The sequence below is a fragment of the Sphingopyxis sp. BSN-002 genome, assembly GCF_022024275.1.
Lineage (GTDB): Bacteria > Pseudomonadota > Alphaproteobacteria > Sphingomonadales > Sphingomonadaceae > Sphingopyxis.
In genome coordinates this window covers 1,856,595-1,880,743 of the sequence record NZ_CP091804.1, presented here as the reverse complement: position 1 = coordinate 1,880,743, position 24,149 = coordinate 1,856,595, and the positions used below count along the sequence as shown (strand labels likewise).

General features: G+C 65.6%; 19 protein-coding genes and 1 pseudogene. 9 read left to right on the top strand and 11 right to left on the bottom strand.

Annotated features, from left to right (window positions below; genetic code table 11):
- Nucleotides 1–20: 20 nt before the first annotated feature.
- On the bottom strand, nt 21–1,343 hold the full coding sequence (locus L7H23_RS09290) for a M48 family metalloprotease (protein WP_237839202.1): 1,323 nt from the start codon (nt 1,341–1,343) through the stop codon (nt 21–23).
- A 184-nt stretch (nt 1,344–1,527) separates the two neighbouring features.
- Nucleotides 1,528–4,116: a ribonuclease E/G gene (locus tag L7H23_RS09285; protein ID WP_237835607.1), complete on the bottom strand. Its 2,589-nt coding sequence runs from the start codon at nt 4,114–4,116 to the stop codon at nt 1,528–1,530.
- A gap of 668 nt (nt 4,117–4,784) precedes the next feature.
- Between L7H23_RS09285 and L7H23_RS09280 the strand changes: the two genes are divergently transcribed.
- The 6 genes from L7H23_RS09280 (at nt 4,785) to L7H23_RS09255 (ending at nt 12,933) form a co-directional block, all read left to right on the top strand.
- A complete protein-coding gene (locus tag L7H23_RS09280; RefSeq protein WP_237839200.1) occupies nt 4,785–5,999 on the top strand; it encodes an N-acetylmuramoyl-L-alanine amidase in 1,215 nt (404 codons plus the stop codon).
- A 54-nt stretch (nt 6,000–6,053) separates the two neighbouring features.
- Nucleotides 6,054–7,307, top strand: coding sequence for a D-arabinono-1,4-lactone oxidase (locus tag L7H23_RS09275; protein ID WP_237835606.1), 1,254 nt, complete (start codon nt 6,054–6,056; stop codon nt 7,305–7,307).
- Nucleotides 7,304–8,449, top strand: coding sequence for a DSD1 family PLP-dependent enzyme (locus L7H23_RS09270; protein WP_237835605.1), 1,146 nt, complete (start codon nt 7,304–7,306; stop codon nt 8,447–8,449). Before L7H23_RS09275 ends, L7H23_RS09270 begins: the two co-directional genes overlap by 4 nt.
- A gap of 74 nt (nt 8,450–8,523) precedes the next feature.
- On the top strand, nt 8,524–11,025 hold the full coding sequence (locus tag L7H23_RS09265) for a transglycosylase domain-containing protein (RefSeq protein WP_237835604.1): 2,502 nt from the start codon (nt 8,524–8,526) through the stop codon (nt 11,023–11,025).
- 61 nt (nt 11,026–11,086) lie between these two features.
- Complete coding sequence (prfB, locus tag L7H23_RS09260; protein WP_237835603.1) at nt 11,087–12,214, top strand: peptide chain release factor 2; 1,128 nt, start codon at nt 11,087–11,089, stop codon at nt 12,212–12,214.
- Between the two features lie 2 nt (nt 12,215–12,216).
- Nucleotides 12,217–12,933, top strand: coding sequence for a class I SAM-dependent methyltransferase (locus L7H23_RS09255; protein WP_237839198.1), 717 nt, complete (start codon nt 12,217–12,219; stop codon nt 12,931–12,933).
- On the opposite strand, the gene L7H23_RS09250 is transcribed toward L7H23_RS09255, so the two are convergent.
- From L7H23_RS09250 to L7H23_RS09210, 9 genes and pseudogenes are all read right to left on the bottom strand, one after another.
- Nucleotides 12,930–13,295: a DsrE family protein gene (locus L7H23_RS09250; RefSeq protein WP_237839196.1), complete on the bottom strand. Its 366-nt coding sequence runs from the start codon at nt 13,293–13,295 to the stop codon at nt 12,930–12,932. The two genes, L7H23_RS09255 and L7H23_RS09250, sit on opposite strands and share 4 nt — an antisense overlap.
- Nucleotides 13,283–14,035, bottom strand: coding sequence for a HesA/MoeB/ThiF family protein (locus tag L7H23_RS09245; protein WP_237835602.1), 753 nt, complete (start codon nt 14,033–14,035; stop codon nt 13,283–13,285). The genes L7H23_RS09250 and L7H23_RS09245 overlap by 13 nt, the downstream gene beginning before the upstream one ends.
- On the bottom strand, nt 14,032–14,376 hold the full coding sequence (locus L7H23_RS09240; protein WP_237835601.1) for a hypothetical protein: 345 nt from the start codon (nt 14,374–14,376) through the stop codon (nt 14,032–14,034). Before L7H23_RS09240 ends, L7H23_RS09245 begins: the two co-directional genes overlap by 4 nt.
- A gap of 95 nt (nt 14,377–14,471) precedes the next feature.
- Nucleotides 14,472–14,933, bottom strand: a pseudogene (gene dut, locus L7H23_RS09235) (dUTP diphosphatase); the annotation flags it as partial.
- Nucleotides 14,896–16,158 carry a bifunctional phosphopantothenoylcysteine decarboxylase/phosphopantothenate--cysteine ligase CoaBC gene (gene coaBC, locus L7H23_RS09230; RefSeq protein WP_237839095.1) on the bottom strand — a complete coding sequence of 421 codons (1,263 nt, stop codon included), beginning with the start codon at nt 16,156–16,158 and terminating at the stop codon, nt 14,896–14,898. The gene coaBC and the pseudogene dut, both read right to left, overlap by 38 nt.
- A gap of 51 nt (nt 16,159–16,209) precedes the next feature.
- Nucleotides 16,210–17,319 carry a hypothetical protein gene (locus tag L7H23_RS09225; protein WP_237839093.1) on the bottom strand — a complete coding sequence of 370 codons (1,110 nt, stop codon included), beginning with the start codon at nt 17,317–17,319 and terminating at the stop codon, nt 16,210–16,212.
- 11 nt (nt 17,320–17,330) lie between these two features.
- A complete protein-coding gene (locus tag L7H23_RS09220; RefSeq protein ID WP_237839091.1) occupies nt 17,331–18,458 on the bottom strand; it encodes a glycosyltransferase family 2 protein in 1,128 nt (375 codons plus the stop codon).
- A 101-nt stretch (nt 18,459–18,559) separates the two neighbouring features.
- The gene (gene ubiB / locus L7H23_RS09215) at nt 18,560–20,104 is read right to left on the bottom strand and encodes a 2-polyprenylphenol 6-hydroxylase (RefSeq protein WP_237839194.1); all 1,545 of its coding nucleotides are present in this window, start codon (nt 20,102–20,104) and stop codon (nt 18,560–18,562) included.
- Nucleotides 20,101–20,838 carry a class I SAM-dependent methyltransferase gene (locus L7H23_RS09210; RefSeq protein WP_237839089.1) on the bottom strand — a complete coding sequence of 246 codons (738 nt, stop codon included), beginning with the start codon at nt 20,836–20,838 and terminating at the stop codon, nt 20,101–20,103. The genes ubiB and L7H23_RS09210 overlap by 4 nt, the downstream gene beginning before the upstream one ends.
- Nucleotides 20,839–20,931: 93 nt before the next feature.
- Here L7H23_RS09210 and mutM point away from each other — a divergent pair, with 93 nt between their 5' ends.
- The 3 genes from mutM (at nt 20,932) to dnaA (ending at nt 24,049) form a co-directional block, all read left to right on the top strand.
- On the top strand, nt 20,932–21,744 hold the full coding sequence (gene mutM / locus L7H23_RS09205; protein ID WP_237839086.1) for a bifunctional DNA-formamidopyrimidine glycosylase/DNA-(apurinic or apyrimidinic site) lyase: 813 nt from the start codon (nt 20,932–20,934) through the stop codon (nt 21,742–21,744).
- A gap of 178 nt (nt 21,745–21,922) precedes the next feature.
- Nucleotides 21,923–22,186, top strand: a complete 264-nt coding sequence (gene rpsT / locus L7H23_RS09200; RefSeq protein ID WP_237839084.1) for a 30S ribosomal protein S20 — start codon at nt 21,923–21,925, stop codon at nt 22,184–22,186.
- A gap of 504 nt (nt 22,187–22,690) precedes the next feature.
- On the top strand, nt 22,691–24,049 hold the full coding sequence (gene dnaA, locus L7H23_RS09195) for a chromosomal replication initiator protein DnaA (protein WP_237839082.1): 1,359 nt from the start codon (nt 22,691–22,693) through the stop codon (nt 24,047–24,049).
- Nucleotides 24,050–24,149 lie beyond the last annotated feature (100 nt).

Sequence of the window (24,149 nt, the reverse complement as noted above, 5' to 3'; positions counted from 1 at the left end):
CCATTATCATTCGCGCGAATCTAGCGCCGTTTGCGCTCGCGTTCCACCTCGGCGCGAGCCACCAGCGCAATATCCTGTGCACGAATCCAGTCGGGCGAGCCTTCCGGCAGGCCCTGCATCGCCGTTTCGGCATTACGCAGCGCGAGTCCGGACTGTCCACCCTCGAGCTGATAGCGTTCCGCCGAAGCGAGCGACGCGCGCGCCTGATCGCCCTTGTTCGCATAGACGATGCCGAGCTGATACCAGGCAAAGGGATTCTGGTTGTCCAGCGCCACCGCAGTCTTCAGGACCTTTTCGGCCTCGGCGAAATTGGCTTGGTCCTCGGTAGCGATCAGCGCATGGCCCAGCGTTGCGGCGATCAGGGGCTGCGAACGCGAATTGGTCACCGCTTCGCGCAACGGCGGGATCGCCTCCTTCGGCCGCCCCGATTCAAGCAGCACCTGGCCCTCCAGCTCAAGGAAATAAGGGTCGTGGGGATTGGTCTTGAGCAAGCCCTCGACTTCGCCGAGCGCCTTTTCCGGATAGGCGCTCTTGTGCCAGGCATAGGCGCGGGCGTAGCGCGCAGGGATGCTCGTATCGCTCTCGGGATATTTGCGCAGGGTGCGCGCGGGATCGGCGATATAACCCGACAGCTTGGCCTTGATGCGCTGGAATCGGGCTTCGATCGCAGGGTCGGCGGGCTTGCTCCATGCGGGATCGACCACATAGACTTCGCGTAATGCCTGGATCCGGTCCCCCGACATCGGGTGCGTGCGGCCATAGGCCTGATCGTCGTCCTGGCTGACGCCGTAGCGGAACTCGAGATTCTGCAATTTCTTGAAGAAGGCAAGGCTGCCGCGGCCGCTGATGCCAGCTTTCGAAAGATATTGTGCGCCGGCCGCGTCGGCGGTCGATTCCTGGACGCGGCTGAAGGCCAGATATTTGCCCAGCGCGGCCTGCTGGCCCGCCATCAATATCCCCATTCCCGCGTCGCCGCCGCCGGCCGCGATGGCCGCAGCGCCCAGCAACAGGCTGAGCAGCGAGATTCCGGTCGCGGCCTTGGCTCCCTCGCTGGCGCGGATCGCGTGGCCGCCCATGACGTGACCGAGTTCGTGCGCGAGCACGCCCTGCACCTCTTCGGCGCTGTCGGCGGCCTCGATCAGGCCACTGAAGACATAGATGTCCTGACTGCCGGCAACGAAGGCATTGATGCTGCGGTCGCCAAGCAGGTGGACGCGCACCTGTCCGGGCTGAAGGCCCGCTGCGACGAGCAGCGGATCCATCATGTCCTGGAACAAGGCCTCGGTCTCCGCATCGCGCAGGATCGACTGCGCCATGACGGGGCGCGTCGTCACCGTGATCATGACGAGGAAAGTCAGCAGGATACGGAAGAGCGCGCGCAAGCCTTGCGCACGGAACCGGGGGCGCGGCGGGAAAGCGGTCATCGCCGCCTGTCTTGCGCCGCGCGCCTGAACCTCGGGTGAAGCCATGGACGGCTTATTGGGGTTCGTTGCGCGCGGACGCAAGGTCGGCGTGTCGTTTCTGCGGTCAGTTGCCGAAGGTGCGCTGCCACCAGCCACGGCGCGGTTCGCCGTCGTCACCCTCGCTCCCGGCTTCCGCCGCGACCGGCTCCGCGTCACCCGCGGTCGCAGGCTCGGCTGCCGCTTCGGCGGCGACGGCCTTCTTCGCCCGGCTCGCGCGCTTCTTCGGCGCCGGCTTGGCGGCTTCGGGTTCGGCTTCGACCGGAGCCTCGACCGCCGGCGCTTCGACAGCGTCCTCCGTGGCGGCCTCGGCGGCCGCGGCGGCCTTGGTCTTGCGCGGAGCGCGCTTGCGCTTCGGCTTTTCTTCGGTGGCGGGCGCCTCGTCGGCTGCGGGCTCGGGCGTCGCTTCGGCTGGAGCAGCTTCTTCCGTCACGGCTTCCGCCTCGGCTTCGTCGACCTTCTTGCGACCGCGACCGCCACGGCGGCGCTTGGGCTTGGCCTCTGCCTCTTCGGCTTCCGCAGCTACGGCCTCTTCGACCGGCGCTTCGTCGGCAGCCTCGTCACTGTCATCCGAAGCCGGTGCATCGCCCTCGGACGCATCGCCACCTTCTTCATCGCGGCGACCACGACGACCACGGCGACGCCGGCGACGGCGCTTGCGGCCTTCGCCGTCCTCGCCTTCCTGACGCTCCTGCCGTTCACGGCGTGCGGGGCGCTCTTCGGCCTCCTCTTCTTCGCCTTCTTCTTCCTCGTCCTCTTCGACGAAGTCGTCTTCCTCTTCCTCGATCTCGACGATCGGGGCAAAGCTGCGGCGCGCGATCGGCGGCGGACCGCTGACTTCAACCGCCATGCGCGCGCCTTCGGTCTCGCCGTCGGGCAGGATCTCGACCGTAACGCCGTACAACTCCTCGATCTCGCGCAGTTCGCGGCGCTTTTCGTTAAGGAGGTAGAAGGTGGCTTCCTGGCTCGCGCGCAGCGTGATCCGGCTGCCCTTGCCGCGCGCGGCTTCCTCTTCGATCAGGCGCAGCGCGCTGAGGCCCGCCGAGCTGGCGGTGCGGACGAGACCGGTGCCTTCGCAATGCGGGCAGGGGCGCGTCGATGCTTCGAGCACGCCGGTCCGCAGGCGCTGGCGGCTCATCTCCATCAGGCCGAAGCCCGAGATACGGCCGACCTGGATGCGGGCACGGTCGTTCTTGAGCGCATCCTTCATCGCGCGCTCGACCTTGCGGACGTTCGAGCCATGATCCATGTCGATGAAGTCGATCACGACAAGGCCGGCCATGTCGCGCAGACGCAGCTGGCGCGCGATTTCGTGCGCGGCCTCGAGGTTGGTGTTGAGCGCGGTCTGCTCGATATTATGCTCGCGCGTCGAGCGGCCCGAGTTGATGTCGATCGACACCAGCGCCTCGGTCGGGTTGATTACGAGATAACCGCCCGATTTCAGCTGGACGACGGGATTCAGCATCCCCGCGAGCTGATCCTCGACGCCATAGCGCTGATAGAGCGAGACGGGGTCGGCATATTGCTTCACGCGTCGCGCGTGGCTGGGCATCAGCAGCTTCATGAACTGCTTGGCGGCCTTGTACCCCTCGTCGCCCTCGACGAGGACTTCCTCGATATCCTTGTGATAGATGTCGCGGATCGCGCGCTTCACAAGGTCGCTGTCCGAATGGACCAGCGCGGGTGCGCTCGATTCGAGCGTTTTTTGACGAATCTCGTCCCACAGGCGGGCGAGGTAATCGAAGTCGCGCTTGATCTCGACCTTGGTGCGGCTCATCCCAGCGGTGCGGACGATGCAGCCCATCGTCGGCGGCAGTGCGAGTTCGTCGATCATCGCCTTCAGCTTGCGGCGATCGGCGCCGTTCGAAATCTTGCGGCTGATCCCGCCGCCATGCATCGTGTTCGGCATCAGCACGCAATAGCGGCCGGCGAGCGACAGATAGGTGGTGAGCGCAGCGCCCTTGTTGCCGCGTTCTTCCTTGACGACCTGCACCAGCATCACCTGACGGCGACGGATGACGTCCTGGATCTTGTAGCGGCGACGCAGGGACATGCGGTTTTCGCCGCCGTCCTCTTCGTCGTTCCGGCGCCCGCGGCCGCCCTTGCGACCGTTGCGCCCGCCCTTGCCGCGGCCGCGGCGGCGATCACCGCGCCCTTCGCGCGATTCTTCAGAGCCCTCCTCGCCGCCTTCTTCGGCCTCGCCGTCGCCATTGTCTTCGGCGTCGTCATGCTCTTCGCCATCGTCTTCACCGACGGTTTCGGGCGCGGGCGGGGCGTCGCCATTGTCGTCGTCATGATATTCGACGTCGGCAACATCGCCCTCGAGCTCGTCGAGGTCATCCTCGGCGCGCTGCGCCGCGGCGGCGGCATGTTCGGCTTCCTCGCGGAGCAGGGCTTCGCGATCTTCTTTCGGGATCTGGTAATAGTCGGGATGGATTTCGCTGAAGGCCAGGAAGCCGTGGCGATTGCCGCCATATTCGACGAACGCCGCCTGCAGGGACGGTTCGACGCGGGTAACCTTGGCCAGATAGATATTGCCTTTGAGCTGCTTGTGCTCGGCAGACTCGAAATCAAACTCCTCGATGCGGTTTCCCTTGGTGACGGCGACCCGGGTCTCTTCCCGGTGCCGCGCGTCGATCAACATGCGCGTGGTCATTATTATTACTCCAGGCGCGCCGCAGCGCGCCAAACAAAAAGGCCGCGCCTGTCCCTTGGGAAAGGCTGCGGTCGATACGGTTCAAAGAAAAGATGACGTTATTGCCGCGCGTGGCCCGCGTCCGATTGTGGACGCGCATGCGGTCCTTCGCCGCGACATGCGCCGGGGCGAAAGCCCCTGCGTCGCGATCGAAAGAGGGCATGGCAAGCCTCATGCAGCATCAACCTGTTTCGGGATGCGCGGGGAGGGCAGGGAAGCATTTTTCTGAAAACGCCGCGCCGGCCGCCCGATCATCCGGGTGGACTGACGGCAATGCGCCCTTCCCTGCATGTCCGGCGCCGGGGCGGCCTTGATCCGCGATTCGCGCGGGCCAGGCCTTTCCCCTCAAAAGGCCGGACGGCGCCGGGTCGGACACCGTCAGTGGGGGGGTGCTAGCATCGGCATGGGCCGACGGCAACCTCCGCCGTCCCGCAAAGATGGGAAGCGTTGCCAGTGTTGCAATAATATCGTCGCAGGAAATTCATGTTGAATCACCTGTTAACCGTGCCGGTTGACCCCGATTTGACGGCCCTTGGCTAACGCATGGTTCATCTTGTTGTGCGGCCGGGGTGCTCATGATTTTGAATAAGCGCTGGACCATCGAACGGCTGCGGCGGCATAAAAGCGCCATGGGCTTCGTCCTCGTCCTTTTCGCGATGATCCTCAATCCGGCGACTGCGCTGGCGGGGACGATTCGCGCGGTCGAGATCGGCAAGGACGAGGTGACGCTACGTTTCGACGACCTTGTCGCCGGCGCGTCGACCTTCATTCTGGCGGGACCCGACCGGATCGCGCTCGACATTTCGGGCGCAGAGGCTGGCGCCGCCCGCGAGGGGGCAGGGGTGATCCGTTCGGTCCGGCAGGGCCAGCCGAACGCCGATACGGCGCGCGTCGTCCTGGACCTTGTCCAACCGGCCATTGTGTCGGACGCGCGCTTCGGCGCCGATGGACGCAGCCTCAGCTTTCGCCTTCGTCCCGTATCGGCCAGCGAGTTCGAACGGGCGTCGCGCGGGCCGCGCACCGAATTGCAGCCGCCTGCCGAATTTCGGGCGAAGCCGCCCGGAAAGCGCTACAGCGTCACCGTTCCGATCGGCAAGCCGAAGCCCGCGCTGCCGCTTCCGGCAATCCAGGGACCGAACAATCCGCGCCTGCCGCTCGTCGTGATCGACGCTGGGCATGGGGGGCACGACCCCGGTGCGCTCTCGCCGCACAGTGGAAAGCGCGAGAAGGATATCACGCTCGCGCTCGCCAAGGCCGTTCGCGACGATCTGGTCGCCTCGGGCCGGGTCCGCGTCGCGCTCACCCGTTCGGACGACCGCTTTCTCGTGCTCGAGGAGCGATACGGCATCGCACGGCGGCTGAAGGCCGATCTTTTCATCTCGATCCACGCCGACGCGGCGGAAAATGAAAGCGCCAGCGGCGCGTCGGTCTATACGCTGTCCGAGGTGGCTTCCGACCGCGAAGCGGCGCGACTCGCCGCGCGCGAGAACAAGGCGAATATCATCAACGGCATCGACCTCGGCGCGCACAGCAGCGACGTCTCGTCAATTCTGCTCGACCTGACGCAGCGCGAGACGATGAACGTCGCGTCGGATTTCGCCCGTCTGCTTCAGCGCGAGGCGGCGAACGACGTCAAATTCCGTACTACGGCGCATCGTTTCGCTTCGTTTGTGGTGCTCAAGGCGCCCGATACGCCCTCGGTCCTGTTCGAAACGGGCTTCATCTCGAACAAGAGCGATGCCGAGTTTCTCGCCTCGGCGGCGGGACAGAAGAAGGTCGCGCGCGGCGTGCGCGATGCGGTGCAGATCCACTTTGCCCGCCAGATCGCTGCGGTCGGACGCTAAATCGCCTTGACCATCCCCCGGCGCGCCGACAGCGTGTCGCGACGGGAGAGGTGCATGGCGTGGAGCAACTGGTCGGGCAGCGTCACCGCGTCGGCGGATGTCACAAGACCGCAAGGCGAGGATGAACTGGCGGCGCTGGTCCGCGGTGCATCGAAAGTCCGCGCGACGGGTGCGGGACACAGCTTCATGCCGCTCTGTCACTCGGACGAACTGATCCTCGGGCTCGACCGGCTCGCCGGCGAAATGGCAGTTGCGGCCGATCGCAAAACCGCGCGCATTCCCGCTGGCTGGAGTATCAGGCGATTGACCGCGGCGCTCTGGGAAGAGGGGCTGGCGCTTGCCAACCAGGGCGACGTCAATCCGCAGTCGCTGGCCGGCGCGATGGCGACGGGGACGCATGGCACCGGGGTCGATCTCGGCTCGCTGGCGACAATGGCGCGAGGATTCCGGCTGATCGGTGCCGATGGCGAGGCGCGCTGGTGCGATGCGGCGACCGAACCCGATCTCTATCAGGCGCAGCGGCTTTCGCTCGGGCTGTTCGGTATCGCGACCGAGATCGAGGTTGCGGTCGTTCCCGCCTTCCATCTCGCTGAACGGATCGAGAAACGCCGCTGGGACGAGGTACGCGAAAGCTATGACGACCTTGCCGGGGCGCATCGCCACATCGAATTCTGGTTCTTTCCGCACGCCGACGATGTGATCCTGAAAACGCTGGAGCCCTGCGATCCCTGCGTTCCGCCGCCGTCGACGACCGACATGGAGGAGACGGCATTCCGCCGCGTGCTCGATGTCGCCGCGAAACTGCCCTTTCTGACCCCTTGGCTTCAGAAGGCGATGATGCGAACGCGTTTCGATGGCCATCGCCGCGGACCCGCGCACGCGATTTTTCCTTCGGATCGCACGATCCGATTCGAGGAAATGGAATATGAAATGCCGCGCGCGGTCGGGCTCGATGCGTTGAGTGAGGTCGTCGGCTGGATTCGCAGGAAGCGCCTGCCGGTGACCTTTCCGTTCGAATATCGCACCGTCGCTGCCGACGATATCTGGATGAGCCCGATGAACGCCGGGCCGGTCGCCGCGATCTCGATGCACCAATATGCCAAAATGCCCTGGGCCGATCATTTCGCGGCCGCCGAGGCTATTTTCCGTGGCTTCGGCGGTCGTCCGCACTGGGCCAAGCGTCACAAGCTGACGCGCGACGACGTCGACGCGCTCTATCCGATGGCCGAACGCTATCGCACCGTGCGCCGCGCCGCGGATCCGCAAGGCAAATTCCTCAACCCGCATCTGGAGAATCTGTTTTCATGAGCGATGATCTGACCCTGCATGGGCATCTGGTCGGCCGGCAGGGCTCGCGCGTTGATCTCAACACACCGGTACTGGTGCTCGATCAGGGCACGCTGGACCGCAATATCGCGACAATGGCCGCACTGACCGCGCAGCGCGGTACGGGGCTCCGACCGCACGCGAAAACCCACAAGAGTGTCGATATTGCGAAACGCCAGCTCGCCGCAGGTGCACTGGGCGTCTGCTGTGCGAAGATCGGCGAGGCCGAGGCGCTCGCCGATGGCGGTATCAGGGGCATCCTGATCACCTCGCCGGTCGCCGCGCCTCGTGCGATCGAGCGGCTGGCGGCGCTGGCGAAGACCGCCTCCGGGCTGATGGCAACGGTCGACCATCCTGCGGTCGCCGAAAGGATCGATGCCGCGCTGGCCGAGGCGGGCGCGTCGCTCGACGTCATCATCGACATCGACCCGGGCATCGCCCGGACGGGTGTGAAGTCCCCCGATGCCGCGGTCGAACTGGCTCAAAGGATCGCCGCGCTGCCGCGGCTAACGCTGCGCGGGGTCCAATATTATTGCGGGTCGCAGCAGCATATCGAAAGCTATGCCGAGCGCCGCGCCGCTATTATCGAGCGTACCGACTATCTGAAGAGCGTGATTGCAGCGCTGACCGACGCGGGCTTCGCGCTTGAAATCGTTACCGGATCGGGGACAGGCACCCACCGCATCGACCTTGATCTTGGTGTCTTCACCGAATTGCAGGCGGGGAGCTATGTCTTCATGGACAAGCAATATCTCGATTGCGACCTGACCGGCGATGGCTCGATCCCTTTCGAGACCGCACTCGGGGTCGATGCACGCGTCGTCAGCGCCAATCATTCGGGACTCGTCACGATCGACGCCGGGTTCAAGTCGCTCTCGACCGACGGCGGCGTCGCGGTCGTCCGTCGCGGCGCACCCGAAACCGCCTTCTTCGCCTTCATGGGCGACGAACATTCGGCGCTGATCGCACCCGACATCGGCAAACAGCTCGCGCCGGGCGATCCAGTGACGCTGACGGTGCCGCACTGCGACCCGACGGTGAACCTCTACGACCATTATCATGTCGTCGACGGCGATACGCTGGTCGCCATATGGCCGGTGAGCGCGCGGGGCCGGGCACGCTGATCCGTTCCGCCGCAACCATGCTTCCCTTTCCGCTGCGCAGGCTTTAGAGGCTTCGCCATATGGCTTCCGACACTATGTCCCATTTCCGCCTGCGCCTGCGCCGCGACAGCAATGCCGTCATCGCCTGGTTCCGCGAGATGTGGGCGCGGCGCTGGTTTCGCTGGCTCGGCTATCTGGCGCTGGCCGGGCTGCTTGGCCTCATCCTGATTTGGGTGATTTTCGCGCGTAACCTGCCGTCGGTCGATCAGCTTCGCGACTATCAGCCGCCGCTGCCGACGATGGTCCGCGATGCCGAGGGCAAGCCGGTGCACAGCTATGCGCGCGAACGCCGCGTCCAGCTGGAATATGCGGAATATCCGCAGCTGCTCGTCCGCGCCTATCTGGCCGCCGAGGACCGCACCTTCTTCGAACATGGCGGGATCGACTATCCCGGCATTGCGACCGCTATCGTCACCAATATGACGAACAGTGGCCGCCCGGTCGGGGCCTCGACGATCACGCAGCAGGTCGCGAAGAACCTGCTGCTCACCAACGAGGTTAGCTACACGCGCAAGATACGCGAACTGATCCTTGCCAAGCGCATCGAGGGTGCGCTGACCAAGGAACAGATTCTCGAACTCTACCTCAACGAAATCCCGCTCGGCCGCCGCAGCTTCGGAGTGCAGGCTGCAGCACGCGCCTATTTCGACAAGGATGTCGATCAGCTCGCGCTCCACGAGATGGCGTTCCTCGCGATCCTCCCGAAGGCGCCCGAGACGTACGGACGCGCCCGCAACGCCGACAAGGCGATCACGCGCCGCAATTTCGTGCTGTCCGAAATGTTCCGCAACGGCTGGATCACGGCCGCGCAGCGCGATGCCGCGCAGGCGATGCCGCTCGGCCTCACCAACAGCGGCAACACCGCGATCGCGCAGGTCGGCGGCTATTATATGGAAGAGGTGCGGCGCCAGCTGATCGACCAGTTTGGCGAGACCCCCGACGATGGTCCGCTTTCGGTCTACGGTGGCGGTCTCTGGGTGCGGACCGCCTATGACGGCGTCAAGCAGGCGGCGACCACCAAGGCGCTTCGCAACGGCCTCATTCGCTACGACGCAGGCAAGGGCTGGTCAGGACCGATCGCGACGATCGAGGCCGACGACCAGTGGCAGAGCCGCCTTGCGTCGAGCTTCATCGGTATCGATTACGACAATTGGCGGATCGCCGCGGTGCTGTCGAAGTCGGCGGCCGCTGCACGGATCGGCTTCGCGAACGGCGACACCGGCAGCCTGCCCGCGAGTGCCGCGACGCAGGGCTATCGCAAGACCGGCGGCAGCGCCTTTTCGGCGATGCGCCCGGGCGACCTGATCGCGGTCAAGGCGACCGCGCCCGGCGTCTATCAGCTGCGGAACATTCCCGAGGTGTCTGGCGGCATGATTGTCGAAAGCCCGCATTCGGGCCGCATCTATGCGATGCAGGGCGGGTTCGATGTACGCCTGTCGCCGTTCAACCGCGCGACGCAGGCTGAGCGCCAGCCCGGCTCGACGATCAAGCCCTTCGTCTATGCCACCGCGCTCGACAACGGCATGACCCCGGCGACGATGATCGTCGACGGGCCCTTCTGCGTCTATCAGGGCGCGCGCTTCGGCAACAAATGCTTCCGCAACTTCGGCGGTGGCGGCGGGTCGGGCGAGCATACGATGCGCTGGGGCCTCGAGCAGTCGCGCAACCTGATGACCGTCCGTACAGCGAGCCAGATCGGTATGGAGCCGATCGTCGATACGATCGAGACGATGGGGATCGGCAAGCACGAACCCTATCTCTCGACCGCGCTCGGTGCGGGGACGACGACGGTCGAAAAGATCACCAACGCCTATGCGATGCTCGCGAACCACGGCCGCGAACTGAAGCCGCGCCTGATCGACTATGCGCAGGATCGCCGCGGCAAGGTGATCTTTCCGAAGAACTGGCGCCCGTGCGACGGCTGCAACATGAAGGATTGGGACGGCAAGCCGATGCCGCGCTTCGCCAGGACCGGCCGGCAGCTGATGGATCCGATGACCGCCTATCAGGTCGTCCACATGCTCGAAGGCGTTGTTCAGCGCGGTACCGCGGTTCGCCTGCGCGATCTTGGCGTGCCGCTGTTCGGCAAGACCGGCACGACGTCGGGTCCGAAGGATGTCTGGTTCGTCGGCGGCAGCCCCGACGTGATCGCGGGCGTCTATATCGGTTTTGACCAGCCGCGCGACATGGGCGGCTATGTCCAGGGCGGCAGCTTCGCAGCGCCGATCTTCAAGGATTTCTTCCAGGGCTCACTGATGGACGCGCCGCCGGTGCCGTTCACCGCGCCCAAGGGGATCCGCATGGTCCGGATCGACCGCCAGTCGGGGCGCCGCGTCTATGGCAGCTGGCCGGGGAGCGATCCGAAGGCGGCGATCATCTGGGAGGCCTTCAAGCCCGAAAGCGAACCGCGCCGCACGATCCGCGAAGAGGAAATCAAGCCGATCAAGACGCAGAAGCGAACGACCGGCCCCGCGCAAAAGGGTTCGACCGGACGCAGCGACAGCGACTTCCTCGACGACCGCGGCGGGATTATCTGACGCTTGTCTATGGCGGCCGAGCCTCTATGGCCGGTCGCACCGAATTTCAGGAGCTAAGAACATGCGCGCCGAAGCGCAGGATCATGTCGATACCATCAACGCCGCGCTGGCGCTTCTCCGCCGCTTCCTCGATTGGGACCGCGCGGTGCGCCGTCTCGACGAGCTGAACGCGAAGGTCGAGGACCCGACGCTGTGGGACAACCCGCGGGCAGCGCAGGAGGTCATGCGCGAACGCCGTCGTCTCGACGAAGCGATCACCGCGACGCGCGCGATCGAAAAGGAGCGTGATGATACGGTCGAGCTGATCGAACTTGCCGAAATGGAAGGCGACGAGGCGCTGATCGACGATGCGGTGGTGTCGCTTGCCGCGCTTGCGGCACGCTCCGACGAAGACAAGATCAAGGCGCTGCTTGCGGGCGAGGCCGATGCCAACGATGCCTATATCGAGGTTCACGCCGGTGCGGGCGGCACGGAAAGCCAGGACTGGGCCGAGATGCTCCAGCGCATGTACAGCCGCTGGGCCGAAAAGCGCGGCATGAAGGTCGAGCTGGTCGAATATCAGGCCGGCGAGCAGGCGGGCATCAAGTCGGCGACGATGCTGGTCAAGGGCGAGAATGCCTATGGCTATGCGAAGACCGAGAGCGGCGTCCACCGCCTCGTCCGCATTTCGCCATATGACAGCTCGGCGCGGCGTCACACCAGCTTCTCGTCGGTGTGGGTCTATCCGGTGATCGACGACAATATCGAGATCGAGATCAACGAGGGCGACCTCAAGATCGACACCTATCGCGCCTCGGGCGCGGGCGGGCAGCACGTCAACACGACCGACTCGGCGGTACGCATCACGCACATCCCAACCGGGATCGTCGTCGCCAGCCAGAACGACCGTTCGCAGCACAAGAACCGCGCGACCGCGATGGGGATGCTGAAGGCGCGCATGTACGAAGCCGAGCTCCAGAAGCGCGAGGCAGCGGCCTCGGGCGAATATCAGGCGAAGACCGAGATTGGCTGGGGTCACCAGATCCGCTCGTACGTCCTGCAACCGTATCAGCTGGTGAAGGATCTGCGCACCGGTGTGACCTCGACTGCACCCAGCGACGTGCTCGACGGCGCGCTCGACCCCTTCATGGCGGCGGCGCTGTCGCAGAAGGTGACGGGCGAAAAGGTCGACGTGGAAGATATCGACTGATGATGCGCGGCGTCCTCGCGGCGCTGGCCCTCGTGCCGCTGCTCGGCGGCTGCGACGGCCCGTGGAACGAGGACAGCGACCGCATCGAGACCGCACGCGAATTCCCGCCCGCCGACCGCCCCGTCGCGCCGATCACCTCGACCAAATGGTCGACCGAGGAAGCGCGCGACCGCGTCAACGAGGCCGACGATGTGATGGATTCGGCCGATGTCCGCCCGGGCATGACCGTCGCCGACATCGGTGCGGGCGACGGCTATTATACAGTACGCCTTGCACCGCGGGTCGGGGCAACGGGCCGCGTTCTCGCGCAGGACATCCAGCCCGAAGTGATCGAGCGTCTCGCCGACCGCGTCGCCCGCGAGCGGCTCGACAATGTCTCGCTGAAACTGGGCGCGGTCGACGACCCGCGGCTGCCCGCGAACAGCTTCGACCGCGTGTTCATGGTGCATATGTATCATGAGATCGGCGAGCCCTACGCCTTCCTCTGGCGGCTGCGCCCGGCGCTCCGCGCGGGCGGACAGGTGATCGTCGTCGACGGCGACCGGCCGATCGCACAGCACGGCACGCCGTTCCGCCTGCTCGTCTGCGAGTTCGAGGCGGTGGGCTACAAGCTTGTCTCCTATGACGACAAGGCGCACGCTGGCGGTTATCTCGCGCGCTTCGTGCCCGAGGGCAAGCGCCCCGCGCCCGATGCAATCACGGTCTGCAAGAACCCCTAAAAGGCGAGCAGCTGGTCGTCTGCACCGGCTTCGGAGAGGAAACTGACGAGGCCTCCGGTGCGGACCTGCGGAACGAGTTCGCTGGCGGTCATGCCGACCAGCGCCATTCCCGACTGGCAGACGATCAGCCGCACATCCATCGCCATCGCTTCGGCGATCAAGGACACGAGATCGGGCTGTCCCGCGGCGCGGCGGTCGGTGTCGCCGCCGAAGGCGACCGGGGTGCGGAGCAATGCTGCGGCTTCGCCCTGGAGGAAGATGCGGGCCGGCCGGCCGAGCGCCGCTGCGGCCGCTGCGGTTTCGAGCGCGGCGTAGAAGCGCTGGCCGTCGGCCGATGCGACGATGATGCTCAGCCCCGGCATATCGGACACTCCGGATCCTTGGCGACCGCGACTTCGCGCCAGCGCCGGTCGAGCATGTCGACGATCGCGAGCTTGCCGGTCAGCGGCTGGCCCCAGCCGGTGAGTGCGCGAACGGCTTCGAGAGCGGCCATCGCCCCGATCATTCCTGCGAGCGCGCCCATGACGCCCTGCTCGGCGCAGTTGGTACCGGGGCGATCGGGATCGTCGCCGACGAGGCAGGCATAGCAGGGACTGCCGGCGCGCCAGCCCTCGTAGAGCGCGACCTGTCCCTCGAACGCTCCGATCGCCGCCGAGAGCAGCGGAATCCGGAGCGCGACCGCAGTGCGGTTGACGGCAAGCCGGGTTTCGAAATTGTCGCAGCCGTCGAGGATCAGCGTCGCGCCCGCGAGCAGCGCTTCGGCATTGTCCGCATCAAGGCGCTGTGCGATGTTGACAGCCTCGACATGCGGATTGATCCGCCGCGCCGCATCGGCCGCGACCTTGGCCTTGGGCGATCCGACATCTGCATCGGTGAAGAGCGGCTGGCGTTGCAGGTTCGACAGTTCAACATGATCATGGTCGACGATCGTAAGCTTGCTGACGCCCGCGGCCGCCAGATAGGTGATCGCCGGGCAGCCGATCCCCCCAGCGCCGATGATCGCGACATGCGCGGCCTTCAGTCTCGCCTGTCCCGCGCCGCCAAAGGCTGGCAGGATGATCTGGCGCGCATAGCGGTCAAGTTCGGCGTCGCTGAGCATCATCGGGGAAGCCGCATGACGACACGAAACCGATACCACGTCGCTTGACGCACGGGTTTGAAAGTGGATTGCGGCGCCGCTTCGAGCCATTTCCTGACGTAGGCGATGCGCTCCCAAGCGCAATCGGGGGCCTCTATCCGGATATCGCGCGGAGGCCTCGCGGGGAGCAGTGTCATGCTGATCCGCATGTCATAATCGCCGCAGCGCTGGTCCTCATGCAGGCTCAATGGATCGGTCAGGCGGGCCGTGAATTTTTGCTCCGCCAATGGATTTCCGAATGGCCGCTCCGCCTTTATGGGAAGCGTCGCGGCAAGCAACAGAACGGCTATCGCAACCGGCATCATTCGCCCGGCTGGCGGATCTTCATCGCCGACAGCGAGCCGACGTTCTCGGGAATATTGTCGTCCTCGATGGCTTCATCGCTGCCGCCGCTCGCTACGCCGGTCGAGCCGAAGCCGCCGACGCCGCGCGCGGTTTCGTCGAGCGTTTCAACCTCGGCAAAGGCGGCGCGCTGGACAGGGGCGGGGACGAGCTGGGCGATGCGGTCGCCGCGTTTGATCTCGAAGGCCTCGTCACCGAGATTGGCGAGGATCACCTTCACTTCGCCGCGATAATCGCTGTCGATCGTGCCCGGCGTGTTGAGACAGGTGACACCATGCTTCAGCGCGAGGCCCGAGCGCGGGCGTACCTGCACTTCATAGCCAGCCGGAATCGCCATCGCGAAGCCGGTCGCGACCGCATGGCGCGTGCCGGGGCGCAAGGTCAGCGTCTCGGCCGCGACGACGTCCATCCCCGCAGCGCCGTCGCTCGCATAGGCGGGCAGGGGCAGGCCGCCGCCGTTCGGCAGGCGCTGGATCGCGATTTCAATCGCTTTGAACGGGTGCACGGACTTCGAGCTCATCGGCGATCTTTTCCATCAGTTTGCGGGCAACGGCGTTTTTGGGCAGCCGGTCCCAGCTGTCTACGCCCGCTTTGCTAACGATATGTACGCGGTTCGTCTCGCCTCCCATCGGGTCGGCCGAGACATCGTTGGCGACGATCCAGTCGCAGCCCTTGCGCGCGAGCTTCGCCTCGGCGTGGGCGATGACGTCGTTTGTCTCGGCGGCGAAGCCTATCAGTAGCGGCGGGCGTTGCGCGCTTTTCGCGACGCTGGCGAGGATGTCGGGGTTTTCGGCGAGAGCGAGCGGCGGGACCGCGCCGCTGCCGTCCTTCTTGATCTTCTGGGTTGCCGTGTCGGCGGCGCGCCAGTCCGCGACCGCGGCGACCATGATCGCGGCATCCACGGGCAGGCCAGCCTCAACCTCGGCGGCCATTTCGCGCGCGGTCTCGACATCGATACGGATCACGCCCGGCGGGGTAGGCAGCGGCACGGGGCCGGCGACCAGCAGCACCTCGGCGCCGGCCTCGGCGGCGGCGGCGGCGATCGCGAAGCCCTGCTTCCCGCTCGAGCGATTGGCAATATAGCGTACCGGATCGATCGGCTCGTGGGTCGGGCCCGCGGTGATCAGAATACGTCGGCCGAACAGCGGGCGGTGGTTCGCGGGGGCGAAATCGGGCTGACCGGTCAGCGGGATCGGGGGCGGAGCCTCCTTCAGCGCCTTGTCGATCGCGTCCTTGACCGCCGCCGGTTCGGGCAGGCGGCCGGGGCCATATTCGCCGCATGCCATTTCGCCCTCGTCGGGCTCCATCACGGTGACGCCGTCGCCGCGCAGCGTCACGACATTGCGGCGGGTTGCGGGGTGCAGCCACATGCGGACGTTCATCGCGGGCGCCGCGAGCACCGGCTTGTCGGTCGCGAGCAAAAGCGTCGTCGCCATATCGTCGGCGATGCCCGCCGCCATCTTCGCGAGCAGGTCGGCGGTCGCGGGCGCGACGACGACAAGGTCGGCCTCGCGGCTGAGCTGGATATGCCCCATTTCGACCTCGTCCTTCAGGTCGAAAAGATTTGTATATACTTTATTCTCGGACAGCGCGGCGAGAGTGAGCGGGGTCACGAACTGCTCGGCGGCGCGGGTCAGCACACAGCGGACGACATATCCCGATTTCCGGAGCAGGCGGACGAGTTCGATCGCCTTGTAGGCCGCGATCCCGCCCCCGATGATCAGCAATATGCGCGGAGCGGCCATGCGGGTCCATTCTGTTCGCGAAACCGGACGCCCGATTCCTTCGCCTGCTAGTTATGCCGAGCGGGGCGCCGGTTCAAGCCGAGGCGGTTTCAGCGCGCGGACGAGCGACGCCAGCGCGGCGGGCGCGAAGACGAGCCCGATGAACAAGGTCGGGACGACGAGCATGCCCCAATAATCATTGTCGGGCCGCGCGAAGAGCATGAAAGCGGCGGCATAGCCCGCCTGAACGATCAGGCCGAGCGTACCGAGGCGCGAGCGCCATGCGAGCCAGCCGAGCAGCGCGAGCGGCGTCAGGATGGCTGCGATCCATTGCGGCGCGCCAAAACGAAGCGCCGAGCTGTTCTGGACGAAGCCGATGTAGTTATTCCAGCCGTTGAGGCCCATCCAGCCGGCTCCGCCGATATCGCCGGGGCGCACAACCCCGGCAACCGCCGATGCATGGAGGGCGAGCCCGGCGGCAAAGGCGACGACGACCGCGACCCATGCCGCGGCAAGTTTCCAGTTGCGGTCGATCAGGGCGAGAAGGCCGAACAGCAGCGCGACCGGCAGGACCGTCTCGCGGATCGCGAGGGCGGCAGCGACCGCGACCAATGTGCCCCAAGGCCTTTCGGGGCGATAGAGAGCGAGCGCGATGGCGATCAGCACCCCCGCGATCACTTCGTGGATCAGGACCCACTGGCCCGACATGACCTGGCCGAGGTTTATCGCCATCAGCAAGACGCCGAAGCGGGCGTAGGAAGGGAGGCCCGGCTCGCCGGCCAGGCGCTTCCGCCAGAGAAACAGCGCGGCGAGGCCGAGGATGCTGGTGATGACGGTGCCGAGGGGAAGTCCGATCTTGCTCAGGGCGACCTCGAGGGCCGGCAGCCGCACCGCGATAAAGGGGCGGAGCGGATAGCCATAGATGCGATGCTCTTCGGCAACCGCGGAATAATAGGGCTGTCCGGCCTCCATCTTGCGCAGGACCTTGAGGTAGAGGGCGTGATCGCCGATCATCCCCTCTTCCTTCGCAAGCACGGGCGAACTCATGTTGATCTGGCGCGGCGCGTGGCGCTGGACCGTCCCGAGGATGATCAGCGCCGCGAGCAGCGCGAGGATCAGCGCCGCGACGGGGCGGGAAACACCCGCGAGGCGGTTCCAGCCGGTCATTTTCGCCCCGGTCATTTTCGCCCCGGTCATTTTCGCCAGGTGAGAGCCGACGACATCGCGAAGTTCCAGACGGCGCCGACGAGGACACCGGCAACGCCCGCGACCCACCAGCGCTCGTCATGCCCCGCCATCCAGGTGCCGATGCCGATATTCGCAACCGCGCCGAGCGCCGAGATCGCATAGAAGCTCGCGAGGCCGCCCAGCAGCTTCCACCCCTTGAGCTTGCGGTCGGCGTAGGTGAAGCTGTTGTTGAGGAAGAAGTTGAACGCGATCGCGACCATGACGGCGCCGGTCTGCGCGGTCAGGAAGCTGTCGCCGAAGCCGAGCAGCGCGCGCAGCACCGCAAGGTGCACAAAGACGCCCAGCCCGCCGACCATCAGGAATTTGAGCAGGCGGACGGGGACGAAGCGGCCGATCGTCTTGTCGGCGATCAGCTCGGCATATTCGGCGATCACGCGAACGCCGATCTTGCTTTCGCCTGCTTCGCGGGTGCGGAAGGTATAAGGAACTTCGGCGACCTTCAGGGCGGTGGGGCTCGACGCGAGAATGTCGAGCAGGATCTTGAAACCGATCGCCGACAGCCGCGGAAGCGCGCGTTCGAACGCGTCGCGGCGGACGGCGAAAAAGCCGCTCATCGGATCGCTGACGTCGGTGCCAAGCGCGATCTGGCCGGCGCGGGTGGCGAGGCGGCTCATCGCGACGCGGCTCTTGTCCCAGTCGCCGGTGCCGCCGCCATCGACATAGCGCGTGCCGACGGCGATTTCGGCGTCGCCCTTTTCGATCGCGTCGATCAGACGGGGCAGCGCGTCCTCGCTATGCTGGAGGTCGCCGTCCATCACCGCGATCACCGGGGCGGCGGTCGCAAGAATGCCCTCGATCACCGCCGACGAGAGGCCGCGGCGGCCGACGCGCTGGACGACACGGACATGACGCGAGGTGCGACCGATACGGCGCACCAGGTCGCTGGTGCCGTCGGGCGAATTATCGTCGACGAAGACGACTTCCCAGCCGCGTCCGGCGAGGACGACCGAGAGTTTTTCGATGAGCTTTTCGACATTGGCGGCTTCGTTAAGCGTCGGTACGACGACCGCGACGTCGAGCGGAAGCGTATCGACCGGAACGATAGGGTCGGCAAGAAGGCTGTCGTAGCGCATGAAACCTCGGTTTTTGCCGGACCGGGGTCCGGGGCTGGTCGAGGATCAGCTCTAGGGAATCAGGGTAAATATCTGGTAACCAGACGCCCCAAAGTGCGGTTTCAGCCGAACCATTGCAGCAGGCCGGCTCCGGCGGCCGCGCCGACGATCGCGGTCAGCGCATAGCGCCACCAGATGCGTCGTTCGCCCTTCTCCCACATCAGTGCGATATCGGGCAGCGGCGGGGCGGGCGGCGCGGCGCCCTTGCGCGGCAGTTGGGCATCGAGGCGGCGGATGATGTCGGGGATCAGCGCCAGCGTCTTGCCCTGTTCGCGAATTCCGTCGGCGAGCGCGGCTTCGGGGCCGAGTTCGTCGCGAATCCATTCGCGCACGAAGGGTCCCGATACGTCCCACATGTTGATCTTCGGATTGAGCATCGTCGCGACGCCCTCGACCATCACCATCGTCTTTTGCAGCAGCAACAGGTGCGGCTGCGTCTGCATGTCGAAATCGCGCGTGATCGCGAACAGCCCGTCGAGCATCTGCCCGACGCTGAGCTCGCTCACCGGCTTGCCGCGCATCGGTTCGCCTACCGCGCGGAGTGCGGTCGCGAATTCCTCGACGCTGTGATAGGCGGGCACGTACTGCGCCTCGAAATGGATTTCAGCGACGCGGCGGTAGTTGCCCGTTGTCAGTCCATAGAGAATCTCGGCGAGCCAGTAGCGCGCCTGCCGGTTGATCCGCCCCATGATCCCGAAATCGACCGCGGCGATCGTCCCGTCGGCCTTCACGAACAGATTGCCCTGATGCATGTCGGCGTGGAAAAAACCCTCGGCGATCGCCTGTCGCAGGAAGGCGTTGACGAGGTTCGCCGACAGTTTTTCCATGTCGTGCCCCGCGGCGATCAGCTGGTCGCGGCGCGAAATCTTGATGCCGTCGATCCAGTCGAGCGTCATCACGCGGCTCGCGGTGCGGTCCCAGTCGATTGCCGGGACCTCGTAAGTGGGCACCCCGACCATCGCGTCGCGCAGTTCGGAGGCTGAGGCGGCCTCGCGGCGGAGGTCGAGTTCACGCAGCGTCCAGCGGCGGAAGTTGGCGATCACCTCGCGCGGGCGCAGCCGCGTCGCTTCGCCGCCAAAAGCCTCCAGATGCGCAGCGGCCCATTCATAAGTATCGATGTCGCGCGCGAACTGCTTGTCGATGCCGGGACGGCGTACCTTCACCGCAACCTTGCGTCCGTCGATGGTGACCGCGCGATGGACCTGCGCGATCGAGGCCGATCCGACGGGTTCGGGGTCGAATTCGCTATAGAGGCTTTCGAGCGGGACTTCGAAGGTCGCCTCGATTTCCTGTTTGATGCGCTCGAAAGCGACGGGGGCGAGTGCGTCCTGCAGCGTCAGCAGATTATGCGCGGCCTCCTCGCCGACGAGATCGGGGCGCGTCGCGAGCGTCTGGCCGAGTTTGACCGCGGCAGGGCCGATTGCCTGGAAGGCCGCGGCATAGTCGGGAACCGCAGGCTGAATCGTCCCGAAGCGAGCGATGCGGCACAGCCGCTTGACCCCCGGCGGGGTCTGCGGCGCGGTTTCGATCCCGCGCAGCGCCCCGTGGCGCGCGAGGATGCGGCCCCACTTCAGCAGGCGGGCAATATGGGTGATCGGTCGGGTCAAGCTTTCCACCCGCTGTGGATCGCGACGAGTCCGCCCATGATCGGTTCGACCTTTACCGCGGTGAAGCCGGCTTCGCGGATCATGCGCGCGAATTCGGGCATCGGCGGGAAACGGCGGATCGATTCGATCAGATAGCGATAGCTGTCCTCGTCGTCGGCGATCAGCTTGCCGAGCTTCGGCACCAGATGATGCGAATAGGCGTCATAGGCCTGCGCGAAGCCGGGCCATTCGTTGGTCGAAAATTCGAGGCAGAAGAAACGTCCGCCATAGCGGAGCACCCGGTGCGCTTCCTTCAGCGCCGCGGGAATGTCGGTGACGTTCCGAATGCCGAAGGCGATCGTATAGGCGTCGAAAAACTGGTCGGGGAAGGTCAGCTTCTCGGCATTCTGTTCGGACCAGACGAGCGTATCGATGCCGCGCTCGGCCGCGCGCTCGACCCCGACGCCCAGCATGTCGGGGTTGATGTCGGCGACGGTGATGCGGGCGCCCGAGCGCTCCATGCGAAAGGCGATGTCGCCGGTGCCGCCCGCCATGTCGAGGATCGTCTCGCCCTCGCGCGGCTTCACGCGGCGCACGAAGCGGTCCTTCCACAGTCGGTGCATGCCGCCCGACATCGCATCGTTCATGATATCGTACTTGCGCGCGACGCGGCTGAACACCTCACCGACCATCGCGGTCTTCTCGCCCGCCGGGACTTGCTCATAACCGAAGCTGACGGTGTCGGGGGTGGGCATGGGACGTGCGCCTTTGCGGGGAGATGGGTCTGTTGCGTCGGCCTTTAGCGAGGCCTTGTCGCGCGCGCAAATGGCGCGTAGCCCGAACGCGACATGCCCGAGCTACCTGAAGTCGAAACCACCGTCCGCGGTCTTGCGCCTTTCCTTGAAGGGCAGCGGCTGACTACGGTCACCACCTTTCGTCCGGACCTGCGCCGCCCGTTTCCCGCCGATCTTGCCCAGCGGTTGACCGGCGCGACGGTCACCGGCCTGTCGCGCCGCGCCAAATATGGCATCGTGTCGACCGACCGCGACGATCATATGATCTTCCACCTCGGCATGTCGGGGCGCTGGCGGACCGAGGGCGGCGAGGCGGGGAAGCACGACCATCTGCTGCTTGAAACCGGGGCGGGTCACCGGCTGTTCCTGCATGATCCGCGGCGATTCGGATCGGTGGATCTGGTGAGCGGCGATCCGCTGGCGCTGTTCCCGGCTTTCGTGACGCTCGGTCCGGAGCCGCTGTCGGGCGAGTTTGATGCCGCCTATCTCGCGAAGGCGCTCGCCGGACGCCGCGCGCCGATCAAGGCGATGCTGCTGGACCAGACGGTCGTCGCGGGGCTCGGCAATATCTATGTCTGTGAGGCGCTCAACATGGCGAAGATTTCGCCGCTGAAGCCTGCGGCCGACGTTCCGAAGGCGAAGCTCGCCGCGCTGGTGCCCGCGATCAAGGATGTGCTGACCGCGGCGATCGCGGCCGGCGGATCGACCCTGCGCGATTTCCTCAGTCCCGAAGGCGACCTTGGCTATTTCGCGAAGGACTGGCGAGTCTACGGGCGCGAGGGAGAGGCCTGCGAATGCGGCGGGACGATCGTGCGCGCTGTGCAAAGCGGGCGATCGACCTTTTACTGCCCGAAATGCCAGCGTTAGGGGCGGTTTCCCGGTTGACCAGCGGGGGCAATCTGGCTATGGGCGCACCCTTCGAGCAGGGTCCGGGCGTCCGGAACCGGCCGCATCCGGACATTGATTCGCTGCATCTGCGCGATTCGGCTGCTCCGCTGAGGCTGTGCTCCGACCATGTAGACCGTTTGAAAGACTAGAGGAATTTATGGCCAATACGCCGCAGGCAAAGAAGCGCATCCGCCGCAACCAGGCGCGTGCCACCGTGAACAAGAATCGCGTCTCGCGCATCCGCACGCTGGTGAAGAAGGTCGAAGCCGCCGTCGCTTCGGGCGACAAGGACGCCGCGGCGACCGCGCTGAAGGCCGCTCAGCCCGAAATGGCGCGCGGCGTTGCCAAGGGCGTGCTGCACAAGAATACGGTTGCTCGCAAGTATGCACGCCTGACCAAGAGCGTGAACGCGATCGCCTAACGGCGATTGTCCCGAATGGGCACAAAAAAGGACCCGCGGCTCAAAGGCCTGCGGGTCTTTTTTTGTGCCCTCGTTTGTGACTCTGCGGTGGCAGTTGTGTTGCATCGCGGTAAGTGACGGATTTACTGCGATTCGCTGACGTCACAATTTGATCCGCGAGTAAAATATTGAAAAATATGGCGAAAAACTGCGCCTAACGCGTTTCCAGCCCCCCGTACGAGTCAAGATTTTTATTTCAGTATTTTTACACGTCGTGGTCTTGATCGACTCGGCGCGCCCTGCCTAGACAGAGGTGTCGTCGGCCTTCGCCTGCGGCCGCCACATCGACATGATTCGCGCTCTTTCGGATGCTTTGTCCGGGACAGGATGGCTGTGCCTTCGCACAGGCTCGACGGATCGGCGTGTGCAGCGGTCGCCGCGAAGGATCGGACGGGGGACGACAGGGGGCGACACGGCGTGATGCAAAGCGGGGATCGGCATGGTTTTGATGCAGGGAGCAGGGTTGTGAGCGGCGATGCCGCTGCGCTCTGGCCGCGCGTCGCCGAAGGGCTCCGCCGTGACCTTGGCGCACGCACCTTCGATCACTGGCTGAAACCCGTCCGCTTCGCCGACTATTGTTCGCTGTCGGGCGTCGTCACGCTCGAGACGGCAAGCCGCTTTTCGGCAAACTGGATCAACGAACGCTTCGGCGATCGGCTCGAACTCGCATGGCGCCAGCATCTGCCCGATGTGCGGGGGGTGACTGTACGCGGTGGCGCTGCATCAGCAGAGCGGGCCACGGCGCTGTCGGCGCAGCCGCTGCCTGCCTTCGAGGTTCCCCGGCCGGCGGCTAACCCGGCACTGCTCGGTTTCGATCCGCGGCTGTCGTTTGAGCGTTTCGTCGTCGCGCGCTCGAACATCCTCGCAGCCAACGCGGCACGCCGGATGGCGATGGTCGAGGCTCCGCAGTTCAATCCGCTCTATCTCTGCTCGGGCACCGGCCAGGGCAAGACGCACCTGCTCCAGGCGATCGCACAGGATTATGCCGCGGCGCATCCGACCGCCAACATCATCCTGATGTCGGCCGAGAAGTTCATGCTCGAATTCGTCGGCGCGATGCGCGGCGGCGACATGATGGCGTTCAAGGCGCGGCTGCGCGCCGCCGACCTGCTGCTGCTCGACGACCTGCAATTCGTGATCGGCAAGAATTCGACGCAGGAAGAACTGCTCCACACGATCGACGACCTGATGACTGCGGGCAAGCGCCTGGTCGTCACCGCCGACCGTCCGCCGGCGATGCTCGACGGGGTCGAGGCGCGGCTGCTGTCGCGACTGTCGGGCGGGCTCGTCGCCGATATCGAAGCGCCCGAGGATGATCTGCGCGAACGCATCATCCGCCAGCGGCTCGCCGCGATGCCGATGGTCGAGGTGCCCGACAATGTCGTCGCTTATCTGGTCAAGCATTTCACGCGCAATATCCGCGAGCTTGAGGGCGCGCTCAACAAGCTGCTCGCCTACGCCGCGCTCACCGGGACCACGGTCGATCTCGCGCTTGCCGAGGACCGGCTGGCCGAGAATGTCCGCAGCGCGCGCCCGCGGATCACGATCGACGAGATCCAGCGTGCGGTCTGTGCCCATTACCGGCTCGACAAGTCGGAAATGGCATCCAAGCGCCGTGTCCGCGCCGTTGCGCGTCCGCGCCAGGTCGCGATGTATCTGGCAAAGGAACTCACGCCGCGTTCCTACCCCGAAATCGGCCGTCGCTTCGGTGGACGCGATCATTCGACGGTGATTCACGCGGTGCGCACGGTCGAGGCGCTGCGCGTCGCCGACAGCGAACTCGATGCCGAGATCGCGGCGATCCGGCGCAGTCTCAACAGCTGATCCACAGATTTATCCCGGGCTTGTCCCCGGGGTTTTGCACAGACAAAAAGGCCCGCCGTCCGATGGGGATGGCGGGCCTTTTGCTTGGCTCTGGAGGGGC